This is a genomic window from Arsukibacterium sp. MJ3 (genome assembly GCF_000987765.1).
GTDB lineage: Bacteria > Pseudomonadota > Gammaproteobacteria > Enterobacterales > Alteromonadaceae > Alishewanella.
In genome coordinates, this window is the sequence record NZ_LAHP01000013.1 from 1 (window position 1) to 20,228 (window position 20,228).

Annotated in this window: 20 protein-coding genes; 2 read left to right on the forward strand and 18 right to left on the reverse strand. The window is 46.7% G+C overall.

Going from position 1 to position 20,228, the window contains the following annotated elements; translation table 11 throughout:
- Positions 1 to 546 precede the first annotated feature (546 nt).
- From VT06_RS10660 to rlmD, 5 genes are all read right to left on the reverse strand, one after another.
- Positions 547 to 984, reverse strand: coding sequence for a T6SS effector amidase Tae4 family protein (locus VT06_RS10660; RefSeq protein WP_046554293.1), 438 nt, complete (start codon positions 982 to 984; stop codon positions 547 to 549).
- A 46-nt stretch (positions 985 to 1,030) separates the two neighbouring features.
- Positions 1,031 to 1,255, reverse strand: a complete 225-nt coding sequence (locus VT06_RS10665) for a Rap1a/Tai family immunity protein (RefSeq protein ID WP_046554294.1) — start codon at positions 1,253 to 1,255, stop codon at positions 1,031 to 1,033.
- Positions 1,256 to 1,357: 102 nt separating this feature from the next.
- Entirely contained in the window at positions 1,358 to 2,158 is an 801-nt protein-coding gene (gene mazG / locus VT06_RS10670; protein WP_082122500.1) for a nucleoside triphosphate pyrophosphohydrolase, read from the reverse strand.
- A gap of 20 nt (positions 2,159 to 2,178) precedes the next feature.
- On the reverse strand, positions 2,179 to 4,377 hold the full coding sequence (gene relA / locus VT06_RS10675; protein WP_046554295.1) for a GTP diphosphokinase: 2,199 nt from the start codon (positions 4,375 to 4,377) through the stop codon (positions 2,179 to 2,181).
- A gap of 9 nt (positions 4,378 to 4,386) precedes the next feature.
- A complete protein-coding gene (gene rlmD, locus VT06_RS10680; RefSeq protein ID WP_046554296.1) occupies positions 4,387 to 5,724 on the reverse strand; it encodes a 23S rRNA (uracil(1939)-C(5))-methyltransferase RlmD in 1,338 nt (445 codons plus the stop codon).
- Positions 5,725 to 5,806: 82 nt separating this feature from the next.
- Here rlmD and VT06_RS10685 point away from each other — a divergent pair, with 82 nt between their 5' ends.
- Complete coding sequence (locus VT06_RS10685) at positions 5,807 to 8,560, forward strand: response regulator (RefSeq protein ID WP_046554297.1); 2,754 nt, start codon at positions 5,807 to 5,809, stop codon at positions 8,558 to 8,560.
- Here VT06_RS10685 and acpS read toward each other — a convergent pair.
- From acpS to rpoE, 11 genes are all read right to left on the reverse strand, one after another.
- Positions 8,544 to 8,921, reverse strand: coding sequence for a holo-ACP synthase (gene acpS / locus VT06_RS10690; RefSeq protein ID WP_046554298.1), 378 nt, complete (start codon positions 8,919 to 8,921; stop codon positions 8,544 to 8,546). The genes VT06_RS10685 and acpS overlap by 17 nt on opposite strands.
- The gene (gene pdxJ, locus VT06_RS10695) at positions 8,921 to 9,652 is read right to left on the reverse strand and encodes a pyridoxine 5'-phosphate synthase (RefSeq protein ID WP_046554299.1); all 732 of its coding nucleotides are present in this window, start codon (positions 9,650 to 9,652) and stop codon (positions 8,921 to 8,923) included. Before pdxJ ends, acpS begins: the two co-directional genes overlap by 1 nt.
- A gap of 102 nt (positions 9,653 to 9,754) precedes the next feature.
- Positions 9,755 to 10,438 carry a DNA repair protein RecO gene (gene recO, locus VT06_RS10700; protein WP_046554300.1) on the reverse strand — a complete coding sequence of 228 codons (684 nt, stop codon included), beginning with the start codon at positions 10,436 to 10,438 and terminating at the stop codon, positions 9,755 to 9,757.
- A gap of 19 nt (positions 10,439 to 10,457) precedes the next feature.
- Complete coding sequence (era, locus tag VT06_RS10705) at positions 10,458 to 11,366, reverse strand: GTPase Era (RefSeq protein WP_046554301.1); 909 nt, start codon at positions 11,364 to 11,366, stop codon at positions 10,458 to 10,460.
- The gene (gene rnc, locus VT06_RS10710; protein ID WP_046554302.1) at positions 11,356 to 12,030 is read right to left on the reverse strand and encodes a ribonuclease III; all 675 of its coding nucleotides are present in this window, start codon (positions 12,028 to 12,030) and stop codon (positions 11,356 to 11,358) included. Before rnc ends, era begins: the two co-directional genes overlap by 11 nt.
- Positions 12,031 to 12,039: 9 nt before the next feature.
- Positions 12,040 to 12,963 carry a signal peptidase I gene (gene lepB / locus VT06_RS10715; RefSeq protein WP_046554303.1) on the reverse strand — a complete coding sequence of 308 codons (924 nt, stop codon included), beginning with the start codon at positions 12,961 to 12,963 and terminating at the stop codon, positions 12,040 to 12,042.
- Positions 12,964 to 12,989: 26 nt separating this feature from the next.
- Positions 12,990 to 14,789, reverse strand: a complete 1,800-nt coding sequence (gene lepA, locus VT06_RS10720; protein WP_046554304.1) for a translation elongation factor 4 — start codon at positions 14,787 to 14,789, stop codon at positions 12,990 to 12,992.
- Positions 14,790 to 14,944: 155 nt separating this feature from the next.
- Positions 14,945 to 15,397, reverse strand: a complete 453-nt coding sequence (locus VT06_RS10725; RefSeq protein ID WP_046554305.1) for a SoxR reducing system RseC family protein — start codon at positions 15,395 to 15,397, stop codon at positions 14,945 to 14,947.
- A gap of 20 nt (positions 15,398 to 15,417) precedes the next feature.
- Complete coding sequence (locus tag VT06_RS10730; protein WP_046554306.1) at positions 15,418 to 16,347, reverse strand: MucB/RseB C-terminal domain-containing protein; 930 nt, start codon at positions 16,345 to 16,347, stop codon at positions 15,418 to 15,420.
- Between the two features lie 2 nt (positions 16,348 to 16,349).
- Positions 16,350 to 16,964, reverse strand: coding sequence for an anti sigma-E factor RseA C-terminal domain-containing protein (locus VT06_RS10735; protein ID WP_046554307.1), 615 nt, complete (start codon positions 16,962 to 16,964; stop codon positions 16,350 to 16,352).
- 35 nt (positions 16,965 to 16,999) lie between these two features.
- Positions 17,000 to 17,575: an RNA polymerase sigma factor RpoE gene (gene rpoE / locus VT06_RS10740; RefSeq protein WP_046554308.1), complete on the reverse strand. Its 576-nt coding sequence runs from the start codon at positions 17,573 to 17,575 to the stop codon at positions 17,000 to 17,002.
- A gap of 214 nt (positions 17,576 to 17,789) precedes the next feature.
- On the opposite strand from rpoE, the gene nadB reads away from it, so the two are divergent.
- On the forward strand, positions 17,790 to 19,400 hold the full coding sequence (gene nadB, locus VT06_RS10745) for an L-aspartate oxidase (protein ID WP_046554309.1): 1,611 nt from the start codon (positions 17,790 to 17,792) through the stop codon (positions 19,398 to 19,400).
- Here the strand turns inward: nadB and VT06_RS10750 are convergent.
- Positions 19,377 to 19,874 carry a protein YgfX gene (locus tag VT06_RS10750; protein WP_369796906.1) on the reverse strand — a complete coding sequence of 166 codons (498 nt, stop codon included), beginning with the start codon at positions 19,872 to 19,874 and terminating at the stop codon, positions 19,377 to 19,379. The genes nadB and VT06_RS10750 overlap by 24 nt on opposite strands.
- The gene (locus VT06_RS10755; protein ID WP_046554311.1) at positions 19,861 to 20,112 is read right to left on the reverse strand and encodes a succinate dehydrogenase assembly factor 2; all 252 of its coding nucleotides are present in this window, start codon (positions 20,110 to 20,112) and stop codon (positions 19,861 to 19,863) included. Before VT06_RS10755 ends, VT06_RS10750 begins: the two co-directional genes overlap by 14 nt.
- Positions 20,113 to 20,228 lie beyond the last annotated feature (116 nt).

Sequence of the window (20,228 nt, forward strand, 5' to 3'; positions counted from 1 at the left end):
TTATGTTTAAAATGCATAAAAATACACTGCAAAAAGGAGCGGTAAATACAAAATGCAGCTTACGCCTGCCACTAAACGCATTTTATTTTTACCCATAACAGCTTATTAGTTTGGAACGTCCACGCTTTCACACAGTGTAAATTCCATTCTATCTTTTGTAAAAAAAATACATTATCTAATAACCATCGGTAAATCAACCGGTTTTTGTAAGGTGTATAGGAACAGCTTGGGGAAAGCGTGGTTTAAACTTGCGATTTACATGTTTACAATAAATTCATCAACTACTGTATATGTACACATGTATATTTATATTAGGAGGTATCGCTTATGTTATCGTATTTTTTACAGCACGTTACTGGCCATAACATGGTTACCGTTCAGTATCGCTATTAGCTTTTACCTGCTGCCACAGTGCTTCCATTTCATCCAGGTTACTTTGCCGCGGGCTTTTATCTTGTGTGGCCAGCAGCTGTTCAATCCAGCCAGGAAGCTTTAGCTGTTTTATATCAAAAGAAGTTGTTATCCCCTCGTTTTATACTATCCCAATCAATTCAGCTGCCAAAACCAAATCTCTTTACAGGCAAAGTAGCAAGCTGAGTTGCATACCTGGGCACTGGTTTTGCTCTCGATAAGATCAATATGTCCGCCGTTATAGCCGTCTATTTTCCAGAACAGTATTACACCCTTCTTATCAACCAAATACTTTAATGCATTTTCCCGATTTAATAGTGTTGGCATTCCAAACACACTTTCTCGCTTGAGCTGATCGGCTAATAACTTGGCACCAGGTTCAAAACTCTTACCGATTAATTCCCCAGCTTTAATTCTCAAACGCCCAGTAAACTGTACGCCTGATTTAAGCAAAGCAATACTCATACGCAAAGCGCAAGTATTAACATACCCAGAGTTTTGTTTAATTAACTCATTAATGTCATAACCAACTTCCTGATAAGCAGCAATTGCACCAACATAACTAGGATTCATGTCGTCAGCAGAGTAATGGTTTTCTTGAGGATTGCATAACTTGGTTTCATAAATTTTCTTTACATTTATTCAGTTCAATTAATGCGTTTTCAATCACAACTGCAGCCCTTAGTTGCATCTGCGCTTCGCTTAAATGACTAAAATGTCCATTCAGATAATCACGTAAGGAAATGGTTTTAAACTGTTTATAACTACACCAGCTTTTACCTTCAGTCGCATCCATTACACCCAATAAATAAAAACGCATAAGACTGTGACATAAACCCTCCATGGACAGAGCCTTACCCTATCGATAAAAAATTAATAAATAAACAATTAATACCTTTATTTAACAAATAGCTCAAGATGCAAAACTAGCGTGACGTCTAACGTATTACCGATTATTAGCTTTTACCTGCTGCCACAGTGCTTCCATTTCATTCAGGTTACTTTGCTGCGGGCTTTTATTTTGGGCAGCTAATAACTGCTCAACACCGCGAAAACGTTTTTCAAACTTGCTGTTAGCGGCACGTAACACGGCTTCGGGGTCAAGTTTGTGCTTACGTACTACATTTACTAAAGCGAACATTAAGTCGCCCAGCTCTTCTGCCAGTTCCGGGCTGCCGGTTTCGGTTTGCTCTACTTCTAGTATTTCTTCTTTTACTTTATCCCAGCAGCCGTCTACTGTTGGCCAGTCGAAACCGACATTGGCACAGCGTTTTTGCAGTTTATAGGCGCGGCTAAGTGCTGGCATGGCCTGCGGAATATTGTCCAGTACACTATGCTGGCCGCTGTTTTTACGTTCAACACTTTTTAGTGCTTCCCAATTTTTAAGTACTTTTTCTGCATTGTTAGCCTCGCTTGCATTAGGGGCGTCAACTGCAAGCTCGCCAAACACATGCGGGTGGCGGCGTTCTAATTTGTCACAAATAGCGGCTACGCAATCGTCAAACTGAAAGCGGCCGTCTTCTTTGGCCATTTGCGCATAAAACACCACCTGAAACAATAAATCGCCCAGCTCGTCTTTTAACTCGTCAAAGCTATCACGGGCAATAGCATCGGCTACCTCATAGGCTTCTTCTAAGGTATAGGGCACTATGCTGGCGTAGCTTTGTTTTAGGTCCCAAGGGCAACCAGTTTGTGGGTCGCGCAACCGGCTCATAATCGTTAAAAGGCGCTGAATATTATCTGACACATTGCTCTCTTTTATAAAGGCTAATGATGAAACCGCTTGGCTTCAACCACTTCGTCTATCTGGCTAATTTTGCTCAAAAGCTTATTAAGCGAGTCAAGGTTATACAGCTCTAATGTCATATTAATCACCGCAGTTTGCGCTTTAATATCAGAGCTACTGCTCATTTTGGTAACGTTGGCTTTCTCGTTGGCCAATATACTGGTGATATCACGCAATAAGCCGTTGCGGTCATGCGCCACAATGCGAATGTCTACCTCATAGCCCGAGGCGTATTTATCACCCCAGGTGGCATCCACTACCCGCTCTGGATGGCCATCTTGCAGCGTTTTAAATTGGTCGCAATCATCTCGATGAATGGCAATGCCACGCCCCTGGGTAATATAACCAATAATGGCATCACCCGGTAACGGCAGACAACACCCTGCCATATGGGTTAGCAGGTTACCCACGCCCTGCACCACTACATCGCTTTGGGTTTTCGTTGACGGTAAAGGCTTGGTTTTTAACCGTGGGTCAATTTCTGGCAGCTCAAGCTTACCGCTTTGGCTTTGAATAAAATGCACCACCTGGGTCACTTTAATTTCACCACCGCCAATCCCCACCAGCAACTCATCCATGGCATTTACATTAAAGCGACTAAGCACTTTGGTTGGGTAGTCCATAACAAGGTTTAAACGGCTCAGTTCTGTGTCCAGCAACTCTTTACCGGCCGCCAGGTTTTTATCGCGGTCTTGTAAGCGAAACCAATATTGCACCTTAGAGCGGGCGCGGCTAGATTTTAAATAGCCTAAATTGGGGTTTAACCAGTCGCGGCTGGGGTTAGGTTCACGGCCGGTTAAAATTTCCACCTGATCGCCGGTTTTTAATTGATAAGTAAAAGGTACGATGCGACCGGTGATTTTTGCCCCAATACAGCGATGACCAACATTAGAATGTACATAATAGGCAAAATCGAGCGGGGTTGACCCTATTGGCAAATCTACAATATCGCCTTTTGGCGTAAACACATACACCCGATCTTCAATCACCTGAGTGCGTAACTCTTCGGCTAAGTCGGTACCATCAACTACGTCTTCCTGCCATTGCAGTAATTTACGCAGCCAGCCAATTTTCTCATCGGTAGCCACCACTTTATTACCACCCACGGCGCCTTCTTTATAGCGCCAATGCGCAGCAACCCCTAACTCGGCGTCTTCATGCATTTGCCGGGTACGGATCTGAATTTCCACCGGCCGGCCCTGCGGCCCCAGCACTACCGTATGAATAGACTGGTATCCATTTTGTTTGGGGGTGGCAATGTAGTCATCAAATTCTTTCGGCAAATGGCGCCAGCCAGTATGTACCACGCCAAGTGCACCGTAACAATCTTGCACCCGTTCAGAAATAATCCGCACTGCGCGTATATCAAACAGCTGCTCAAAATCCAGCTGTTTTTTTTGCATTTTTTTCCAAATACTGAAAATATGCTTCGGCCGGCCATACACTTCTACTGCAAGTTTGGCGTCCTGCATTTTTTGACGCACTGCCGCCACAAAATCCTGCATGTATTGTTCGCGATCCAGTCGTTTTTCTTCCAGTAAGCTGGCGACTTGTTTATACACGCCGGGGTGCAAATACCGAAACGCTAAATCTTCCAGTTCCCATTTAAGTTGCCCAATACCCAATCGATTGGCTAATGGTGCAAAAATGGCATTGGTTTCCTTCGCGGCCAGCACCCGGGTTTCTTCATCACTGTCTTTAACATCACGCAAATAGCAAATTTGAGCCGCCAGTTTTAACACCACGGCCCGCACATCTTCTACCATCGCCAGTAACATTTTTCGCAGGTTATCGGCTTGCTGCGGGTTAACACTTTGATTAGCGCCGGTGGGAATAGTGCGAATGGCATCCATTTGCTGCACCGAGTGCAATAACACAATAACGGTCGGCGAAAACTCATCTGCAAGTGTCGGGGCCTTTAGCAAATGGGCATCAAACGCCGGAAACAATAAGGCGGCCAGCAGCGAGTCATGGTCCATTTTCAAATCTGCCAGAATTTCTACCATTTCCCAACCGGTACGAACTTGGGCAATGCTGTCATCCAACCCCTGCTGCTTTAACCATAAACCGCACTGCAGTAAGGCGCTGATTTTCTTTTCAGTCAATCCCAGCGAACACAGCCATTCCAGCGTGTCGCCGCCATGATAGCCACTACTATGTGATTGACGAACCCTAACCATGGCAACTCCTTATTTTTTTGCTGGCAGGCAAAACAATGCCATCAGTTCCAGATGACTGGTATGCGGAAACATATCTACCCCGGCCAGTTTTTGCAACTGGTAACCATTAGCAAGTAACACCTTAGCATCTTTTGCAAAGGTGGCAGCGTTGCACGACACGTACAATATTTGTGCCGCTTTGAGCTTAACCACTTGCTCTATAGCACCCTGCGCGCCGGCCCGCGCCGGGTCAAGCACAATTTTAGTGTAGCGCTGCTGGCGCCAGGGCGCATCGGGCCAGGGCAAATGCAAATCGGCCCGGGCAAAACTGACATTAGTCAGACCATTCTGCTTAGCATTAATTAGCGCTTGCTGCACCATTTTAGCCACGCCTTCAACGCCCTGCACTGCTTTAGCATATTTGGCGAGTGCCAGACTAAAATTACCTATACCGGCATATAAATCAAGAATAGTGTCATCGGCATTAACGGCTAACCACGCCAACGCTTGTGTTACCATTTTCTGGTTAACAAGCGCATTTACCTGAATAAAATCTGCTGGTTCAAGCTGCAGGGTAATATTTTGCTCTGGCAGAGTATACGCCGCTATCGGTGTATCAATTTGCCATAGTAACAAGTCGGCACTGCCATCATCACCTAAAAAATAGGCCTCTGGCCAACTTTGTACAAAACGCTGTTGCTGCTCAGCCGTTAGCGGCTTAACGTGCCGTACCACCACATAAGGCCGTGGCCCTACTTCTAATAACTCGATATGAGTAACACTATTCGGATCAGGCAAGGCACGGATCGCCGCCGGTAACACTTGCAGCGCCGGCGCTAACAGGGGGCTTAGCATGCTGCACTCACTGATTGGCATGATTGTGTTGCTGCCAGTGGCCCGAAAGCCAACACTTAGCTGTTTGGTTTTTTTGTCAAACCACACTCCCAGCCTGGCTTTACGCCGATAGTGCTTATCTGGCCCAATAAGCATCGGCTGCCAGGGTAAATTAGCCAAGCCGGTTTGGTGGCGTAGCAGCTGATCTACCCCTTGCTGTTTTAATTGCCGCTGGTTATCAGCATTCAGATACTGCAACTGACACCCTCCGCACTGTGTAAAGTGCGGGCAAAAAGGAATTTGTCGCCAAGCAGCTGCCTTAAGCACCTTAACAGTACGAGCCTTCAGAAAACCCGGTTTATCTTCAAGTACCTGCACCTGAACTTTTTCACCGTTAAGCGCACCACTTACAAAAACAATTTTTTGCTTATAGCGGCTCAAACCATGCACTTCATAATCAGTATCATGAATGTCCAGAGTGAGTGTGGCCTTATTCAGGCTGGCTTTAGCCTTTGCTTTATATAGTGTTACCATCAGTGCTCTGTCATGTAGGCAATTAGAAAATGTTGTGTCATTATGGGCTAGCCCGTAAGCATTGCAACAAGCCTTGGTGCGAATGACGAAAATTGCTTTACCCTACTGGATATTACTGTGCACCCTGCTACCGGCGGTATTGGCCAGCGTTGGCTTGGGCAGCTATTTCGTCTACCGGGAATCGGTGGAGCTGCACCACAATTTAGCAGTACAAGCCCGTAATATCGCCGTACCTTTAGCCATTAATAGTGAGATATTATTAGCCGACAATAACATGCTTGCAATACAAGCCCTGTTAAATACCAGCCACCGTCTTAACTCGCCGGTTATCAGCAACATTGTACTGTTTAACCAGCAAGCCACACTACTTGCCAGCAGTAATCCGCAACTTAAAGCGACAGAATATCCCACGTTTAACACAGACGACACGGCTAGTGTTGGCGGGCTGGTGCCCTTTAGCCAGGGGTTATTGCTTTATCAGTCATTATTACCAGACAGCAACCAACCCGCTGCAGGCCCCTATTTAGTACTACATTTGCAAAACGAGCAAATTTTACTCCAACAACAACGTTATAAGCTGCATGTTGCCATGTTAGTGGCCGCGGTTATTATGCTGTGCGTAATGCTAAGCCAATGGCTGCGCCAAAAAATTCAGCCGGTACTTCACCGTTTACAACAGCAGGTACAACAATTACAAGCCGGACATTATCAACAACAACAAAACGTGTCAGGTATTAAAGAACTTGATCAGGTGCAGCACAGTGTTAATCAACTTTGCCAGCAGCTGGCATCACTTGAACAGGAAATGCAGCATAATATTGAACAGGTAACCAGTGATTTGCAGCTCAGTATGGAGCAGCTTGAAGTGCAAAACATCCAACTGGACTTTTCAAGGCGCAAGGCGCTGGAAGAAAACCGCCAAAAATCAGAATTTCTGGCTAAAATGAGCCATGAATTACGAACCCCACTAAATGGCGTTATTGGTTTTACCCGCCAACTACTGAAAACACAGCTTAGCGCTAACCAACATGATTACCTTAGCACTATTCAGAAATCAGCTAACAGCTTATTGCATCTGGTGAATGATGTGCTGGACTTTTCCAAGCTGGAAGAAGGCCGCATGTCGATTAACCCCGAGCCGTTTTCACTGCGCGATGTAGTAAACGATGCTACCGAGTTATTAGCGGCTAATGCCTTTGATAAACATCTGGAACTGGTTATCGCTATTGAAAATGGCTGCCCGGATGATCTTATTGCCGATCCGGGGCGCTTAACTCAAATACTAATGAATATAGCCGGTAATGCCATTAAGTTTACCCAGCACGGCAGTATCGTTATTCGGGTCAGCGCTACGTTGTTAAATGAAGATCAGTTAATTTTACACAGCTCAGTGCAGGATACCGGTCGCGGCATCAGTGAAGAAAAGCAAAATATGCTGTTTCAGGGTTTTACCAGCAGTGAGCCAACCGACCACCATAACGGTTCAGGCCTAGGCCTGATGATTTCGCAGCGCCTGGTACAGGCCATGGGCGGCAATATCGGCTTCGAGAGTAAAACGGCAGAAGGCTCAACGTTTTGGTTTACCGTTAAATGTCAGCGCTATCACTTGTCGGTAGCAGAGCCGCTGCCCATCGATGTATTAGATGGCAAAAGTGTCCTGTATTTTGAACCGCAGCAATATTCGCGTGAAGCCACCCTTAACTTGCTGCATAGCTGGGGTTTACAAGTCACCGCTTGCGCCACTAAAGGCCAGTTGCAGCAAGCACTGAACCATGGTCAGCATTATGATATAGGGTTAATTGGCCGGGCCATTGCTATTAACCAGGTTAATTTGGTGATTGGTCTGGTGCAGCAAATTCGGCCCAGTTGCCAGCATACCTATTTGTTGGTAAATACCTTATCGCCTAATTTACGCGAGGCGATGCTAGCTTCAGGTGCCAATGCCTGCTTACCAAAACCAACCCACCAGCGTAAATTAGCGCTGGCCCTGGCCAAGCCTTATCTAGACCAGGCTAAATACCTGCCACTGCCGGTGGCGCTGCCTAAAGCGGCCTTAAAAGTGTTAACCGTAGACGACAACGACGCTAACCTGAAACTGATTAATACTCTGCTGACCGAGTTGGTAGAACATCTTGAGTCAGCCACCAATGGTTCGGATGCCTGGCAAAAAGCCACACAGCATGTCTATGACATTATTTTTATGGATATTAATATGCCAGTAATGGATGGCATTAATGCCTGCCAGCGCATACGACAAAGTTCGTTAAACGAACATACGCCGATTGTCGCAGTAACCGCGCACGCGGTTGCCGGTGAGCGTGCCAGGCTGCTAGCATTGGGCTTTAATGAATTTTTAAGTAAACCACTGGATGAAAAAATGCTGCACTTCACACTGCAAGAATTTTGTCCTTTAATTGGCCAGCATAGCAGCCAACTTAGTGGCTCGCGCACCGCAATAATAGAACCAACAGGTGGCAATAACAGCCTGATCGACTGGAAAATTGCGCTGCAACGCGCTGCTGGCAAACCCGCACTGGCGAAAGAGATGTTAAAAATGCTACTTAACAGCTTAACCGAAACGCAGCAACAAATTAGTGCGGCGTTAAGCGCCAGTAACCCAGAGCAGCTATTACAGTTAATTCATAAATTACATGGTGCCTGTTGTTATACCGGCGTACCGAGTTTAACCAAGCTGGTTGAAACGTTGGAAACACAACTAAAAACCGGCGCCAGTTTAACCCGGCTAGAGCCAGAGTTATTTGAGCTGGATGACATATTAACGGCATTAGGCCAGCTCGACACCGACTGGCTGGACCGGGTTACCCTTCCAGAATAACGGTGGCGATGGCATAAGCCTGCTCGTCGCTTATCGACAACCAACAGTGCTTTACGCCTAGCTCTGCTGCCCTTTGTGCAGCATATCCAGTAAAACAAAGCTCTGGCTTGCCCAGCTTATCATTGCTTATTTCAATATGCTGAAACGACACTCCCCGACCAATGCCGGTACCCAAAGCCTTGGCTGCGGCTTCTTTAGCCGCAAACCGTTTGGCAAAATAACGGCTGGCAAGCGTATGGTTGGCAAAGCACTGCTGCTCAGTGGCAGTAAGTACACGCTGCATAAGGCCCGGCGTGCGCGCTAAGCTTTGCTCAATCCGGCTAATTTCTACAATATCAGTGCCAAGCCCCACAATGGCCATTAACCACGCGCCTCTACCATCAATCTTTTCATTTCAGTCACGGCAGCGGCTAAACCACTGAACAGGGCGCGGGCAACAATAGCATGGCCAATATTTAATTCGTACATCTGAGGAATTGCCGCTATCGGTTGCACGTTATGGTAGTGCAAGCCATGCCCGGCATTAACGGTAATGCCAAGCGAAGCGGCATACGCAGCAGCGTCTGCTATTCTGGCAAGCTCAGTCTGCTGTACTTTGCTATCTGTGGCTTCGGCGTAACGGCCGGTATGTATTTCAATAAAAGGCGCACCCGCCGCTGCTGCGGCGTCTATTTGCAGTTTATCTGCATCAATAAACAACGATACCAAAATATTGTCAGACGCCAACTGCGTCACGGCTTCAGTCATCCGGCTTAGCTGCCCGGCAACATCCAATCCACCTTCGGTGGTCAGCTCCTGGCGTTTCTCTGGCACTAAACAACAAAAATGAGGTTTCAACTGGCCGGCAATACTTAGCATTTCATCAGTAAGCGCCATTTCAAAATTCAGACGGGTGGTCAGGCTTTGCCGCAGCATAAAAACATCGCGGTCAATAATATGGCGCCGGTCTTCACGTAAATGCACGGTGATACCATCGGCACCAGCCTGCTCGGCCACTAACGCGGCATGCACAGGTTCCGGGTAACAGGTTCCGCGAGCTTGACGCAAGGTCGCTACGTGATCGATATTAACACCAAGGTAAATAGGGCTCATAATGGCTCCGGCTTAAAGTTGTCAATTAACGTTATAAAAGATTTTATGGATCAAAATGCTGAATGACACGGCTAAATTAACGCTTTTAATGTCCGTTCTTAATTAAAATTGGGCGCTAAACAAGGCGCGGCTACTCAATGGCTTATCACCCAGCAAAGGCGCCAATAACTGGCGGCTTAATTGTTTGGCTACTCTATGGGTTGCACTGTGTTGCCAGTCATACTGACCAATGGCTAACAGTGCGGTGCCAGGCCAACCATTGTTGACGGCCACAAAGCCCTGCTGTTGCTGCCAGGCATATAACTGGCTGGGATCTAAAGGCAAACCACTGGCATCATGTTGCCAATCTACCGGTAAACCCAGTTCACTTAACAAGGCAAATTCAAATTCGCGTAAGCAAGGTTCAAGTAACACTGGCTGTTGTTGGGCTAGGTTTAATGCCGTCAGGCTGTGTTGATAATAACCAAATAATTGCTCTGAACCGACATCAGCCGGCCACAGCCGGCAAACTAATTCATTAAGATACAGCGCGCTAAACAAAAACTTGCCAACAAAGCGATTGGCCGGGGCCAGCTCGTCTAAAGTGGTAACAGTTTTAAGACTACTGCGGCCGGTAAGCGCCACGGTTACTAATTGAAAGGGTTGCAAGGCAAAACGTTGTTTGCCCTGACGCTTTCGAATAACCGCTGACACCCGGCCTAACTCTGGCAGTAATAATTGTAACAGCTGTTTATTGTCTTGAAACGGCCGGCTATGCAGAATATAAGCAGGACACAGCGGCTGCATGGGCTAAGCCTCCGGGTCTTTAATCTTCGCCGTAGCCAAGGCTGCGCAGTGCACGTTCGTCGTCTGCCCAACCAGACTTAACTTTTACCCAAACCTGCAAAAACACCGGCTGCTCTAACATTGCCGCCATATCTAACCGGGCTTCGGTAGCAATGGTTTTAATGCGCTCGCCTTTATTACCAATCACCATCCGCTTCTGGCTCTCGCGCTCAACTAATACCAAAGCCGCAATGTGAAAATGCTTTTCTTCCCACTTAAACCGTTCAATTTCTACGGTTACTGAGTAAGGTAATTCATCACCAAGAAAGCGCATGAGTTTTTCGCGGACAATTTCTGCCGCCATAAAGCGCTGTGAACGATCGGTGATATAGTCTTCTGGAAAATAGAACTCGCACAGCGGTAAATGCCGATGCACAACGCTACGTAATGCTGCAACATTGTCACCACTTTCCGCCGACAACGGCACAATATCGACAAAATTAAGCTGGCTGCCCAACCACTGTAAGTGCGGCAACAACTCCGATTTATCTTTATATAAATCGACTTTATTCACCACCAATACCACTTGCTTACCCGAGGCAATCAGTCGGTTTAACACCATCTGATCATCATCATGCCAGCGGGTACCTTCCACCACAAACAGCACCAATTCAACATCGTTAATAGAGCTGGCAGCCGCTTTATTCATCAGTCGGTTAATCGCCCGCTTTTCCTCAATATGTAACCCCGGAGTATCGACATATACCGTCTGATAATTATCAACGGTATCAATACCGACAATGCGGTGCCGGGTAGTTTGCGGTTTCTTTGAGGTAATACTAACTTTTTGACCCACCAGTTTATTTAACAAGGTAGATTTGCCAACATTGGGCCGGCCAACTATCGCCACTAAACCAGCATGGGTGGTAGGCGTAGGTTTATCGTTCATTTTTAATCTGTTCCAAAGCCGCATTAGCGGCATCTTGCTCAGCTTTACGCCGTGAACTGCCTGAAGCAGTAATCGGCTTAAGGCCAGGTACCGTGCAGCGCACGGTAAAGGTTTGTTTATGCGCTTCGCCTTCTGTAGCAATAACGTCATACAGTGGCAACGCTAACCGCAAGCCTTGTAAATGTTCCTGCAGCAGCGTTTTAGAGTCTTTCTGCTCGCCAGGCGCAATGTGGTTTAAGCGCTCACCAAACCAATCGAGGATCCGCTCACGACAGGCCTCCATACCGCTGTCTAAAAAGATAGCACCTAAAATCGCTTCCAGCGCGTCAGCCAAAATAGACTCGCGCCGATGGCCACCGCTTTTTAGCTCGCCCGGGCCTAGACGCAGGTATTGCGCAATGGCTAACTCCTGGGCAATTTCAGCTAATGTTACGCCTTTAACCAAGGCAGATCGCATGCGGGTTAAATCACCTTCGCGGGTTTGTGGAAACTGGCTAAATAACGTTTGGGCAATAATTAGCCCCAATACCGCATCGCCAAGAAACTCCAGCCGCTCGTTATGTTTCCCTTTACAACTACGATGAGTTAACGCTTGCTCCAATAATTCAGGTTGCACAAACTGGTAACCTAGTTTTTGCATTAACGGCTTAACCGGTTGTAACATCAGCGCACCTTATTCAATTTTACCCAGGCGCTCAAACCGCACGCCCACCGGCACCCAGCCAGGTAACCAGCTTGTCGGATCGTCACTAAATTCAAAGCTCATCCAGATAAATACCGCTTTCCCAACCAGGTTATCGGCGGGTACAAAGCCCCAAAACCGGCTATCCCGACTGTTATCACGATTATCACCCAACGCAAAATAATGCCCCGCTGGCACGATAAACTCATCAATGGCAGTACCCTGCTGTTGATAAAAACCCCGCAGTTGCTCTATGGCACCTGGCGTAACTAAAATATCATGGCCATTTTCGCCCAGCGCTTCGCGGTATCGGCGTTGTGGCAACCGCCCCTGGAAAAACTGATTATCGGCAATATCCTCCAAGCCAATTCGCTCCAGCGTGCCGCACCCTGTCGTTTGGCCGCCAGTGCAGGCTTTATCAATATACAGTTGCTTGTCACGATAAATAATCCGATCGCCGGGTAATCCAACAATGCGCTTAATATAGTCTACCGTTGGCTGCTCTGGGTACTTAAATACCGCAACATCTCCATGCTCAGGTAATTTATTGTGATACAACGTTTTGCGCCATACCGGGTCTTTTACGTCATAAGAAAACTTTTCTACCAGAATAAAATCACCGACTAATAAGGTGGGCATCATTGACCCGGAGGGAATTTGAAACGGCTCGAATAAAAACGATCGAAACAAGGTAATAGCCGCTATTACCGGAAAAATAGACTTTGCCGTTTCCACCAATGCCGGCTCTTTTAACAAGCTGTCGGTGGCATCATGTGTTAACTGAGTACCGGCGCTATTTTGCGCTAACACCAGCCGTGCTTTACGTTTTGGTGCCAGCACCAAAGCATCGAGCAGCCACACTAAGCCACTGGCCAGCGTAAGTAACACTAAAAATATTGCAAAATAACCCGCCATGCGTTTCCCTTTTTATTACCTACGTTTTACTTGCCTACTTTCAAAATGGCCAGGAAGGCCTCTTGTGGTACTTCAACATTACCAACCTGCTTCATCCTTTTTTTACCATCTTTCTGCTTTTGCAGTAGTTTTTTCTTACGGCTGATATCACCGCCGTAACATTTTGCCAATACGTTTTTGCGCATTTGCTTAATGGTAGTGCGGGCAATAACGTGGTTACCAATAGCCGCCTGAATAGCAATATCAAACATTTGCCGCGGAATAAGCTCTTTCAGTTTTTCTGCCAGTTGCCGGCCACGGCCCTGGGCAAAATCAATATGGCTAATAATAGCAAGCGCATCTACCCGCTCGCCATTGATTAAAATATCAACTCGTTGCATGTTCGACGTCTGGAAACGCTTAAACGAGTAATCAAGTGAAGCATAACCACGACTGGTTGATTTTAACCGGTCAAAAAAGTCCATCACAACTTCAGCCATCGGCAGCTCATAGACCAGCGCCACTTGTCGACCGTGATACGTCATATTGACCTGAGTACCACGCTTCTCGATACACAGCGTAATAACATTACCCAAGTATTCCTGTGGCACCAGAATATGCGCCTCGACAATCGGCTCGCGCATTTCTTCAATATCATTTACTGCTGGCAAATCGCTGGGGTTATCTACCAACACCGTTTCACCGTTTTTCTTTACCACTTCATACACCACTGTGGGTGCGGTGGTAATTAAGTCTAAATCGTATTCCCGCTCTAAGCGTTCCTGAATAATTTCCATGTGCAACATGCCAAGGAAACCGATACGAAAACCAAAGCCGAGGGCACCAGAGTTTTCTGGCTCATAAAATAAGGAAGAATCATTCAAGCTAAGCTTAGCTAGGGCATCACGAAAATCTTCATAATCATCGGAAGATACCGGAAACACCCCGGCATAAACCTGAGGTTTAATCCGCTTAAAGCCAGGCAGAGGTTTTTCTGCACTGTTTTTTGCTAAGGTAAGCGTATCACCGACCGGTGCACCTTTAATTTCTTTAATACCCGCGATTACAAAGCCCACTTCGCCGGTATTTAATTGGCCGGTGTTGGTGGCTTTTGGGCTGAAAACACCTACTTTGTCTACTTCATAAACTTGACCAGTCGACATCACTTTAATTTTATCTTTGGTCTTTATTGAACCATGCTTTACCCGCACCAGTGAGACAACACCCTGATAAGCGTCGAACCATGAATCAATAATCAGCGCCTGGGTCGGAAGGTCACGATCACCTTCCGGCGGTGGGATTTTTTTAACGATGGTTTCTAATACATCTTTAATGCCAAAACCGGTTTTAGCCGAACATTGCACTGCGCCAAGCGCTTCAATACCAATAATATCTTCAATTTCTTCGGCAACCCGTTCGGGTTCAGCTTGGGGTAAATCAATTTTATTGAGGACCGGAATAACTTCCAGATTCATTTCCAGTGCGGTGTAACAGTTCGCCACGGTTTGGGCTTCTACGCCCTGGCCGGCGTCAACCACTAACAAGGCGCCTTCACAAGCAGCCAATGAACGACTTACCTCGTAAGTAAAGTCGACGTGCCCTGGTGTATCAATAAAATTCAGCTGGTAAATATTGCCATCGTCAGCGGTATAGTTAAGGGTAACGCTTTGCGCTTTAATGGTTATACCCCGCTCTCGCTCCAGATCCATAGAGTCGAGCACCTGTTGCTGCATTTCACGATCGGCCAAGCCGCCACAAAACTGGATAAGCCGATCAGACAGTGTCGATTTACCATGGTCAATGTGAGCGATGACGGAGAAGTTTCTGATATTGTTTATTTTTGCCATGTTATCCGCAAGTGTCCGAAAAATGCTGGGGGTACAAACAATAAGCTAGGTCGCAGCCTATTCAGGCGCGGCTATTGTGATACCAATGCTGTAAAAAATTAGCGGGAATTGTACTCTATCCATCGTCAGCTTGCTATGTGTTCTTCGCCAAGCGCTCAGGACACTTGCTGTACTTTTAAGGCCGGCAATACCGCGACAATATTAAGTTGCTGCGCCGTGGCAACGTTATTGCCGTAATAGCGGGCAATTAACAAACCAGCACAAGCACCAAACAGTGCCGCTAGCATGGTCCAGCCCTCGCTTACCTGCCAGGCCAGATCAGCCACCAAAGCCAATAACAACATTAGTACTAACGGCAATAAGTATACCAGCAGCGCCGCAATAACAACTTGCTGCTCAGTAGTAGCAATTTTTACCTGCTCGCCAGGCAATAACGTGAGGTGGGTGCTAACAAAAAAACGGTTTTGTCGAGGCGTCAGGGTTTTCGCGACAATACCGGTGCCGCAATCGCTACTTACCTGGCAGGCATTGCAGGTAGTTACCGGCGTAGTGCCCAGCCATACCCCGCCTTCATCTACTGCCAACACTGTTGCTATCTGCTCAATCATTTTACCCTGTTACCTGTTACTTAATGCACTGCTGCGGCTAATCGTGCGGCTACGTCGATACTAACAGGTCCGATCACGGTGACATCGTGCTGTGCTGCACTTAACATATAAATGGTTGTCGCGCCGTCTCGATAAGCCTGGGTTGGCATTTGCTGACTAGGCTGCACAAAGACTGATACCTGATGTAGGCCGTCGGTTAATAACCAGTAACTGAGCAGGCTTTGCTGTAATTGTGGCAGGATAGTGGGTTCAACAACTAGTTGATAGCCTGCCGGCAACCAATTTAATTGCAGTTCACTTGCCGGCAAGGTAACTGATGATGCTTGTGCCGCAGGTTCGGGCAGATCGGTATCTAACAAAAGTTGCAAGTTATCAGGTAATTCAGGACTAATTTGCATATGGGTAACTAACCAGCGCTCTAACGGTGCCTGCTGTTCAGACATAACATCAATGCGCAGTGGAAAGCCAGATTCAACCTCGACCCAAAGCCAGTAACTGTGCCGGCTTGAATCATTTGCACTTAACCGCAATAATTGGGCAGTATGACCTGACATAACAGTGCTGCTACCAAGCACAGCGCTGTACAGCTTTTGGATCTGATTACTATCTTGAAATAATAATGCCGGCAATTCTTTAATGCTATTGCTGGTAGTGACTAAAGTGGGACGGTCGGTAAAAAAGTAATACACCACGCCATTTAAACGCAAAATATCAACACCTTCAGCATCTAATGGCACCAGATGTTCTATTTCTTTATCGTCTTTACGGCCATGCTGCCAGCGGAATGTTTCCACCTGATTGCCTTTAAACACCACAAAAGAACTATCGAAATTGTATTGGCTAACACTATTTTGCACCCGGTCAAACAAATCCCAACCGGATTCATCCGCTTGCAGCAAGCTGCTGCACAATAACATCAGGGTGCAACACAGGCTTACTACTTTACTCATATTTACTGCTCTTTTGGTTGCTCAGAGTGTTGCTTAGGTTCAGTTTTAGCCTGATCCATGGTGCGCACTTGCTGACGGTGCGCTTGTAACAACGCATGTAACCGCCGTTGTTGCTCCTGCATGGCTTGCTGCTCTTGTTCGGCAAAGCGGGAGTCAACCGTTGTAGAACTTAAACTAACCGGCGTGGCAAACCCGCCTATCGGATTAGTTTGCAATACCGGACTAGGTAACAACAATTCTTGTTCTAGCGGCAGTTGGTATTGTTGCACCCCTAGCACTGCAAATAACGCAACACCCGCCGCTACTGCGCCTTGAGCTGCAGGTTTTATCCAATTACCATTAGCAGCATACTTCAGACCAGAACCAACTTTTTGCAGCAAACTGCGACTATGGCTAAGTTTATATTCAGGCTCATCTTGCAGCAACGCCGCAATATCAGCACTAAAGTTTGCAGGTAATGGCATAACGTTTTCCTGCCGAAAAATAGCAGAAGCCAATTGATAGCGTTCCAGTTTTTGCTGCAACTCTGGCTGCTGTAATAACTGGTCTAATTCAGAAGCACTGATTTGCCGGTTATCACTGGCGGCTGAAAGCCAATTTTGCTGTTCTGAGGCCATAATATTTCCTGTTTGCTTGCTGTTCATAGTCCGAATCAACCTATTAATGGTTTAAGTTGAAGATCTATCGCTTCACGTGCCCTGAAGATCCGGCTACGTACAGTTCCAATAGGGCACGCCATTACTTCTGCTATTTCTTCGTAACTTAACCCCTCAAGCTCTCTGAGGGTTATTGCCGTACGAAGTTCATCAGGTAACTTGTCGATAGTATTAAATACCACCGCACGAATCTCTTCTGACAATAGCAGCCGCTCTGGTGAATCTTGCTCTTTTAAGGCGTCACTGCCCTCAAAATACTCAGCATCTTCGGCATCGATATCGGTAGCAGGCGGTTTACGGCCATTCGCTACCAGATAATTCTTTGCACTGTTCACTGCAATTCGATATAACCAGGTGTAAAACGCACTTTCGCCGCGAAACCCCGGCATGGCCCGATACGCTTTAATAAAAGCTTCCTGAGCAACGTCTGCTACATCTCCGTGATTAGAGACATAACGTGAAATTAAGTTCGCGATCCGATGTTGATATTTTTTCACCAACAGATTAAAAGCGGCTTTATCACCTTGTTGTACCCGCTGGACAATTTGCCAATCTAATTCTTGCTCGCTCATTCTGTGAGCCTGTCCCCTGTAATACTTTTAGGCTATAGATGATAAATGGCCCTTGTCTGGCGTCGAAGCTCAGACCGCGGCCACAATAAATAGTTCTGTTTATTATGACATAACCGCTACAATAACTTGATCCAACAGTCTGGCTGTCGGGTACTACCAACGGTAACCTTAAGGTTGCCCTAACATTAAAGCTTAACTGGGGTAAGTGTATCGCATGACACCACAACATGAATATCATTGTAACGTATTAATTATTGGCAGTGGTGCTGCGGGTTTGTCCTTAGCGTTACAACTGGCTGAACACGTTAAGGTGTTAGTGTTAAGTAAAGGCCCACTGCGCGAGGGATCAACCTTATATGCGCAAGGTGGCATTGCCGCAGTGTTTGACGAAAACGACAGTATTGCCTCGCATGTAAACGACACTTTAATTGCTGGTGCCGGCTTATGCAACGAAACTGCAGTGCAGTATACCGCAGAACACGCCCGGCAAGCGATGCAATGGCTAATTGATCAAGGCGTGCCTTTTGATCAATATAAGGATATTGATGGTAGCCTGAAGTATCACCTAACTCGCGAAGGTGGCCATAGCCATCGGCGGATCCTACATGCTGCAGACGCCACCGGCAAAGCGGTACAAATTACCTTGGTTGATCAAGTAAAACAACACCCGAATATTCAAATATTGGAAAACTACAATGCTATTGATTTAATTAATGGCAGTAAATTAGGGCTGGATCCACAACGTTGTTATGGCGCCTATGTCTGGAATAAAACGCAAGCTAAAGTCGAAACCATTAAAGCCCATTTTGTAGCATTAGCTACCGGTGGTGCCAGCAAGGTCTACTTGTATACCAGCAATCCTGATGTTGCTAGTGGCGATGGTATTGCCATGGCCTGGCGGGCCGGTTGCCGGATAGCTAACATGGAATTTAACCAATTTCACCCTACCAGCTTGTATCATCCGGATGCACCGAATTTTTTGATTACCGAAGCATTACGTGGTGAAGGGGCCTACTTACGCCGACCAGACGGTAGCCGCTTTATGCCTGAATTTGACGAGCGTGCTGAACTGGCACCGCGTGATATCGTTGCCAGAGCTATTGATTATGAAATGAAGCGGCTCGGGGCTAATTGTGTTTATCTGGATATCAGTCACCAACCAAAAGATTTTATCATTGAGCATTTCCCCACTATCTATGCTAAATGTTTAAGCGTCGGCATTGATATTAGCCGCCAGCCTATTCCTGTGGTACCTGCAGCACATTATACCTGCGGCGGCGTGGTAACTAATCTCAATGGTCAAACCGATCTTAGCAACTTATACGCCATAGGCGAAGTGGCTTATACTGGCTTGCATGGGGCAAATCGTATGGCCAGCAATTCGCTGTTAGAGTGCGTTGTGTTTGCTCAGGCTGCGGCCAAACATATTTTAAGCCAGCGTGATGTGTGCTCACGCTATGCCGATATTGCGCCCTGGGATGAAAGCCGGGTTAGTAACTCGGATGAAGAAATAGTTATCACGCATAACTGGCATGAACTGCGGTTATTTATGTGGGACTATGTAGGCATAGTGCGCACTAACAAAAGGCTGGAGCGTGCCCTGCACCGGGTAGAGCTGTTACAGTCAGAAATACAAGATTATTATAGCAACTTCCGTTTAAGCCATAATTTATTGGAATTACGTAATTTGGTGCAGGTTGCAGAACTGATTATTCGCTGCGCCATGGCGCGAAAAGAAAGCCGTGGTTTACATTACAATTTGGATTATCCTGAGCTATTAAGTAACGCAGAGCCCACCTTGCTAACGCCGCAACCGGCCCAGTAATGCGGTTATCGAAAATTGGTTAGCCACGGTGTCAGTAGTAGAATGTGCGGGGTGATTAAGCGGTTGCTGCCAGCTCAGTTGGTTAAGTAACCGGGCCAGCGCCCGAAAATCAACATCCGTAAACTGGTCAGCCAGCAACCATTGCTGATGTTGGCGCTGATCGGCACTTTGCCAACGCAGCAACACCATAAATTCGCTAACCAGACAACCCGGTGTTAATTTACCGCCGGGTTGCTTACTCTGCCACCACTGAAGCTGGCCATCGCTTTGCACAGTTACCCCTTTAGCTAGCGTGCCTTGTTGATACAACGTCACGCCATACCAATACAGCCAGCAGAGTAATGGTGCCGTCAAAAAAAGTATCATTAGCGGTAACGGTTGAAGACAAAACAGTGCTATCAACGCCACACCACACGCCAGTAGCATATAACGCCACCAACGCGATGTTTCTATTGCGACACTACACCCGGACACGGTCTAGTATTAATGCAATAAGCGCTTGTAGCGCAGGATCAGCTGATTTAGCATGCCCCATAAACCAGGCGAACAAATCCGGATCATCACAGGCTAGTAAGCGTTCAAAATCGTGTTTTTGTTGCAGTGTTAACGCATCATAGCCTTCCTCAACGAACGGCGCTAACAGCACGTCTAACTCCAACATGCCACGCCGGCATGCCCAGCGCAGCCGTGGTTTAATCATTAACTCGGTCATTTTACATCCTTACTGCTAAAGCGATTAAGAAAATAGCCACAGCACAACAAATCTGTTGGCCTGGGGTTGAGCTTTGCTCTGCTGCCCCAATATTACAACTATACTGGCTTTGGTGA

Bases quoted from the DNA above. Each gene is read 5' to 3' on its own strand.
- VT06_RS10660 (WP_046554293.1), bottom strand. From the start codon at position 984: ATGAATCCTAGTTATGTTGGTGCAATTGCTGCTTATCAGGAAGTTGGT.
- VT06_RS10665 (WP_046554294.1), bottom strand. From the start codon at position 1,255: ATGGAGGGTTTATGTCACAGTCTTATGCGTTTTTATTTATTGGGTGTA.
- relA (WP_046554295.1), bottom strand. From the start codon at position 4,377: ATGGTTAGGGTTCGTCAATCACATAGTAGTGGCTATCATGGCGGCGAC.
- rlmD (WP_046554296.1), bottom strand. From the start codon at position 5,724: ATGGTAACACTATATAAAGCAAAGGCTAAAGCCAGCCTGAATAAGGCC.
- VT06_RS10685 (WP_046554297.1), top strand. From the start codon at position 5,807: ATGACGAAAATTGCTTTACCCTACTGGATATTACTGTGCACCCTGCTA.
- acpS (WP_046554298.1), bottom strand. From the start codon at position 8,921: ATGGCCATTGTGGGGCTTGGCACTGATATTGTAGAAATTAGCCGGATT.
- pdxJ (WP_046554299.1), bottom strand. From the start codon at position 9,652: ATGAGCCCTATTTACCTTGGTGTTAATATCGATCACGTAGCGACCTTG.
- recO (WP_046554300.1), bottom strand. From the start codon at position 10,438: ATGCAGCCGCTGTGTCCTGCTTATATTCTGCATAGCCGGCCGTTTCAA.
- era (WP_046554301.1), bottom strand. From the start codon at position 11,366: ATGAACGATAAACCTACGCCTACCACCCATGCTGGTTTAGTGGCGATA.
- rnc (WP_046554302.1), bottom strand. From the start codon at position 12,030: ATGTTACAACCGGTTAAGCCGTTAATGCAAAAACTAGGTTACCAGTTT.
- lepB (WP_046554303.1), bottom strand. From the start codon at position 12,963: ATGGCGGGTTATTTTGCAATATTTTTAGTGTTACTTACGCTGGCCAGT.
- lepA (WP_046554304.1), bottom strand. From the start codon at position 14,789: ATGGCAAAAATAAACAATATCAGAAACTTCTCCGTCATCGCTCACATT.
- VT06_RS10725 (WP_046554305.1), bottom strand. From the start codon at position 15,397: ATGATTGAGCAGATAGCAACAGTGTTGGCAGTAGATGAAGGCGGGGTA.
- VT06_RS10730 (WP_046554306.1), bottom strand. From the start codon at position 16,347: ATGAGTAAAGTAGTAAGCCTGTGTTGCACCCTGATGTTATTGTGCAGC.
- VT06_RS10735 (WP_046554307.1), bottom strand. From the start codon at position 16,964: ATGGCCTCAGAACAGCAAAATTGGCTTTCAGCCGCCAGTGATAACCGG.
- rpoE (WP_046554308.1), bottom strand. From the start codon at position 17,575: ATGAGCGAGCAAGAATTAGATTGGCAAATTGTCCAGCGGGTACAACAA.
- nadB (WP_046554309.1), top strand. From the start codon at position 17,790: ATGACACCACAACATGAATATCATTGTAACGTATTAATTATTGGCAGT.
- VT06_RS10755 (WP_046554311.1), bottom strand. From the start codon at position 20,112: ATGACCGAGTTAATGATTAAACCACGGCTGCGCTGGGCATGCCGGCGT.